A 4,006-nucleotide genomic window follows, 5' to 3' on the forward strand; every position below is an offset into this window, starting at 1 on the left:
CTGACGGACATCATGATATGGGTAGAAGGTGATTGGAAATTCAGATAAAGATAGATCAAGGCAATTGAAAAAAGTGTGATGATGAGCGAGATTAGAGTTCTTTTTTTCATTTATCTTTTGTTTTTATTAGCACCCTTAAAAATCTTCTTCAATTTTTTAATTCCCTCGATAACTCTCGGTGAAGCTCGTAAAATTAAATCAGGATCGATATTTTCGACTGTATAAATTCTATTACTTTTACAGGCTGAAATAACTTCCCAACCTTTTCTTTCTTTTATTTGAACAGCATCGATTCCCGGATAAGTTAAGATGATTATCTCCGGATTTGCTTCGATGACTTGCTCCGGTTTGATTCTACTATAATCCCGCGGTAGTTCCGAAAAAATATTATTCCCGCCTGCTGCCTGCACGACTTCACCCACAAAAGATTTATCGGAAACACTCATGATCGGATTTCCGTAGATTTCGATGTAAACAGTTAGTGAATTAGTTGAATCGGTTGAAATAGTTGAATTAGGAAAATCGGAAACCTTCCGAATGGTCTCTGCCGGAGAAATTCTTGCATCTTGATCTTCGGAATGGTTGGAGTTGATATTCAAACTTAAGTCAAGTCCCGCTAAAGCAGAACTTAACTCAAGTTTAGACAATTCGGTTTGCAGGCTGTCTGCAATGAAATTTGCTCTTTTTTCCTTGTTTATGATAATTCCAATATCCCGAATTGCTTTGATCATTTCGTCTATGGATTTTGGATAGATCTTTATGGTTTTTATATTTAACTTCTGCAATTCATCTGAAAGAGCATCTTGTTCCAAAGCCGAGGTGAAAACAAGAGTGGGATTTAATTCGATGATCTTCTCAAAATCGACTTTACCGAAAGTTCCAACTTTTGGAATCGACTTTAATTCAAGAGGATAATCGCATTCGGTCGTGATTCCTACAATGTTTTCCGTTCCCTGTATCAAACAGACAATTTCTGCGATTTCCGGTGATGTTATGATGTATCTCGGATTGTTTGATTTATACTGTGATGATGTGCAGGAAATGAATAAAAAGAGAATTATTGTTAAAATTATATATTTTAATTTCTCAAACATAAAAAATCCTTTTGTAATTCAACTTATTGATACAAAAGGACAATTCATGTTTTCCGATAAAAATCCTTCCTCCGAAGATTATCAGAAAAGCATCAATGGCAGGTTTCCTGGCTTGCAGACTATATCAGTTATCCGAGCCTTCCCACCCATCACCTATTTTTTTTGTTTAAAAAAATAGGTGATGGATAGTGACCCGAATATTAACAACTAATAAATACAAACAATTTCAATCTTTGTTCGTTTTGTTAGTTTTGTTCGTTGCTAAATATTTCTGCTTACAGTGGCGGAGACCGCTCCCGCTTTTCACGGGATTCCCTTTTACTTTCGCACCATTAAGCTGCACTCTATATTCTGTGAACAGGAAATTAATTTGAAAGATTCGTGTCAAGTTCGGAATTTTATAGCCACCTGTCTTCGTTAAAATTTCGACAAGGCAAGCGAAAAAGTACCTGTCTTCATCAAAACTACGGCAAGGCAGACAAAAAGATACAAAAAAGTTCTAATATTTTTATAATGAGCAGACATTAACCATCGAATTTATTCGATGGAAAACAGAGACTCAATCCGAATTACCGATTTCAATCGGAAAATGTGCTGAATGAATTCAGAAATGAGTCATGGTCATCTTCTTTGCAATTCACTGAAGTGAATGGTTAATGTTTTTCTGAATTTATAGTTAATTTCCTCAAAGAACTTCCTCAAAGAATTTCCCTAAAAGAACTTCCCAAAAGAACTTCATGGAAGAAGATTATTGCTAAAAATCTAACTCCAATTATGTTATCATCAAAAAAAGGATGGAATAATGGGATTATTTAAAAAAATATTTAACAAACCACCAAAACCGGGGAAACCCAAAGATATTAGCGATGAACTTTTCGAGAGTGAAGTTTTGAAATCAGAAATACCGAGCGTAGTTGATTTCTCTTCGATTACCTGTCCGCCTTGTAAGATCATGGCAAGTCTGCTTTCTGAAATCGGTCCCGAATATGCAGGGAAAGTAAATATTTTCAAAATGAATATCGATTATTTTGTCGAAACTGCTCGAAAATACAGGATTACCAATGTGCCTACGACCATTTTCTTTAAAGATGGGAAAGAGGTAGATAGGATTGTCGGATTGCTTCCTTTGAATCCGCTGAAAGAGAAATTTGATAATTTGATGGAATGATGAATTCTAAAAAAATATAATTTTGTGTTACGATTCAATTCATCATCACTCCGCCCTTACCTTTAACAGTTCCTCCATAAAATTTCAACATGAAATCATGTAAACCAGCATTAATAAAGGATTCTTTGTTTTCAGTTTTCTGACAAATCATAAATTGTAGGGACAACCTTTAGTCTCATATAATTTTTCCGGGCAGAAGACAAAATTCTGTATTTTTAAAACAGCTATTTTGAAAATATTTCTAAGAAATACCGATTAAAAAATATTTGAGGAGGTTGAATTACTCTTTCCTACGCAGAGCATGGGAATGAGAATAAAAACTTCGGAAGTTTATTAAAATTCAGGAATAAGATCGGGAACGAGATAAATCTTACGGAGCTACCTGAGCTGTTTTCACGCCAAAACTATCGGTTAAAAACACATAACTGCTCTGGAAAAACTTATGAATTGTGACAGGTTCCGTATCCATTTCCAGTGTTCCTAAAACATAAGGATCATTAATATCGGAAATATCAATAACGAACAAACCGTTTTCCTTGTCTGCGAGGTAAACATGGTCTTCCTCAAACCTGTCCTGACCCTGAACATAAACGCTGTATGCAAATCCATCCGTATCGAGGTATTGAGTATTACCGGTTGCACGCTCGATTATCTTCAAACCATTTTCACCATCTGCTACAAAAATATGATCTCCTAAAGCAGCTATTTCATTAGAAAGACCTGTTGTCGGATAAGTTTCGATCACAAATGGATTGTACTTGTCCGAAACATCGACAACAACAGCTCCACTGAGACCATTAGCAACATAAGCCAGATCATCCTTTATATAAACATGACGAGCTTCGCCGTTAGTACTGCAATTCCCCACAAAATATGGTGTTCCTACTATATTATATATTGATAATCCGTTATTTGCATCAGCAATATAGGCATAATTTCCTTCCACAAAAATATCGTTAGGAATATATGTATCATCAGGAGAACCCTGTATTTGACACGCTTCTATGATATAAATTACATCCGGGAGTTCCCGTGGATAGACATTCAGGAAAGGACTCAGATCAATGACATAAAGCCAGCCGTGTTCATCAAGCCCGGAATGAGTTGTAACATAAGCTAATTCCCCCCGCACAAAAACAGAGAAAGTTCTATCCGGTAATCCTCCGAGATTAAAAGAAGCATGGTCAAGATCGCTATTAAAACTCGGATCAGAAGCATCGATGATAGTTAATCCTTGGTAATGATCAGCTATGAATAACCACCAGTTGGTAGTATTCGAAATAAAGACATCATTTGCCTGATAATCACATCCGGAATCGAGTAAACCGACAAATCCCAGACTGATATTGATTGTTTCAACATCACTGTAACTGGAAAGGATTTCTCCCTCGAATGCCCGAACACGATAAGAAAAAGTTCCGCAGGGCTGCTCGATCTCATCGAGATAGGAAGTTGCATTACTGTCAAGAATGGCATAAGATTCCACCCAGTCCAGGCTTCCGATCTTCTTATCGATATAATAACCATCTTCTGTTTCACAAATATCACACCAGTTCAATTTGACTTTTGTATTATCCAATTCTGTCAGAATCAAATTGGTAGGAGTAGGAATTGAATTTTGAAATTCTTCTGATTCCGCATAATCGGATTTTGCTTCACCCAGATATGCATAAACACGATATTTGAGAATATTGTTTTCCGCATCCTGATCATACCAGACAGTCATGTTCGTATCTACTATTCC

3 protein-coding genes and 1 riboswitch are annotated in these 4,006 nt (G+C 36.2%); of the genes, 1 reads left to right on the forward strand and 2 read right to left on the reverse strand.

The features are described from left to right. Positions 1 to 110: 110 nt before the first annotated feature. On the reverse strand, positions 111 to 1,094 hold the full coding sequence (locus ENL20_00630; protein ID HHE37066.1) for a hypothetical protein: 984 nt from the start codon (positions 1,092 to 1,094) through the stop codon (positions 111 to 113). Positions 1,095 to 1,173: 79 nt separating this feature from the next. Beyond that, a riboswitch (cobalamin riboswitch) is annotated at positions 1,174 to 1,443 on the reverse strand. Between the two features lie 453 nt (positions 1,444 to 1,896). Between ENL20_00630 and ENL20_00635 the strand changes: the two genes are divergently transcribed. Next, positions 1,897 to 2,262 carry a thiol reductase thioredoxin gene (locus tag ENL20_00635; protein ID HHE37067.1) on the forward strand — a complete coding sequence of 122 codons (366 nt, stop codon included), beginning with the start codon at positions 1,897 to 1,899 and terminating at the stop codon, positions 2,260 to 2,262. Positions 2,263 to 2,632: 370 nt separating this feature from the next. Here the strand turns inward: ENL20_00635 and ENL20_00640 are convergent. Beyond that, a partial coding sequence (locus ENL20_00640; protein ID HHE37068.1) for a hypothetical protein occupies positions 2,633 to 4,006 on the reverse strand: 1,374 nt, incomplete at its 5' end.

Source organism: Candidatus Cloacimonadota bacterium (assembly GCA_011372345.1).
Taxonomy (GTDB): domain Bacteria; phylum Cloacimonadota; class Cloacimonadia; order Cloacimonadales; family TCS61; genus DRTC01.